Source organism: Candidatus Magnetobacterium casense (genome assembly GCF_019173545.1).
In the GTDB taxonomy this organism is placed as follows: domain Bacteria; phylum Nitrospirota; class Thermodesulfovibrionia; order Thermodesulfovibrionales; family Magnetobacteriaceae; genus Magnetobacterium; species Magnetobacterium cryptolimnobacter.
On sequence record NZ_JABXWD010000687.1, the window covers coordinates 1 to 1,319 of the forward strand.

Annotated in this window: 1 protein-coding gene; it reads left to right on the top strand. The window is 53.6% G+C overall.

Features of this window, described 5'->3' with window-relative positions; genetic code table 11:
- Window positions 1–147: 147 nt before the first annotated feature.
- Window positions 148–1,319, top strand: a 1,172-nt coding sequence (locus HWQ67_RS18755) for a sensor histidine kinase (RefSeq protein WP_218254217.1), incomplete at its 3' end; no start/stop codon positions are given.

Genomic DNA, 1,319 nt, shown 5'->3' on the forward strand with positions numbered 1-1,319 from the left:
TCAACAAGGTAAGAAGGGGTCAAGGGGGCTGGCCCCCTTGCAGGGGGTTCTGAAGGGGGGCGGAGCCGCCCCTTTCTTTCCTTCTTCTTAGGGGGGTGAACTATTACGAATTAAGCAGTTAGTGGTATAATAGTAACTAGGCAGTTGGTGGTGACTTATATATATCTGAAATTACTAAAGCGTTATACCGTCTCGATAGCCCTTGTTGCCGTAGCATTAGGCATGAGGATATGGCCACTTGGGGCCTTGGAGCTACGTATTCCCTGGCTTACGTTTTATCCGGCAGTGATGGCGGCCTCCGTCTATGGGGGGATTTCTGCCGGTGTGGTGTCAATCGTGCTTTCCATCCTTGCCGTTAGCGTTTGGAGTCCGACCGGTAAACCCTTTCTGGATGATTTTGGTGACTGGCTGGGTGCGGCTGTCTTTGCCGTAAACTGTCTCCTGATCTCCTCCATAAGCGAGGCGATGCGCCGCTCCCGTGAAAGGGCCACAAAGGCCAAAGAACAGGCCGAAACAGCCAACCGCGCCAAAAGCACCTTCCTGGCCAACATGAGCCATGAGCTGCGCACCCCCCTCAATGCCATCCTCGGATTCTCCAGGCTGATGATGACAGGACGTGATATAACCACGGAACAATCGGAGTACCTGAAAATCATATCCAACAGCGGACAACACCTGTTAAACCTCATCAACAACGTCCTGGACATCTCCAAGATCGAGGCCGGCCATATGATCATAGAAAAAAGTAGTATCACGCTGCACACATTCCTGTCGGAACTCAGCTCACTGATGTCTGTGAAGTTCATGGACAAGGGCATAAGTTTTACATTGGAACAATCCCCCAACCTGCCACAGGTTATCAACGTCGATGCAGGCAAGCTGCGTCAGGTGCTGATCAACCTGATCGGAAACGCCGTCAAGTACACCGACAAAGGCGGGGTAAACCTCCGGGCTGAGGCCATTATGGAGGAGTCCACGCAATCGGTATGGGTGCGGTTTGAAGTGGAGGATTCCGGGATTGGTATTGACAAGGACAACTGGGAACGCATCTTCCTGCCCTTTGAGCAGGTCGGCCTCCAACCGGCAACACAGACGGGAACCGGCCTGGGATTGGCCATAAGCAAACAGTATGTCCAACTGATGGGAGGACAGATCGGCTTTACCAGCGAGCCTGGAAAGGGGGCGGTGTTCTACTTCGATATCCCGGTTGAAACACTCCAGAGCGCGGATGCTGTCACGTCCGAGTTTCGTTACATGACCGTTACGGCTCTGGCCCCCGGGCAACCACAGTATCGCCTGCTCATTGCCGAGGACCAGCC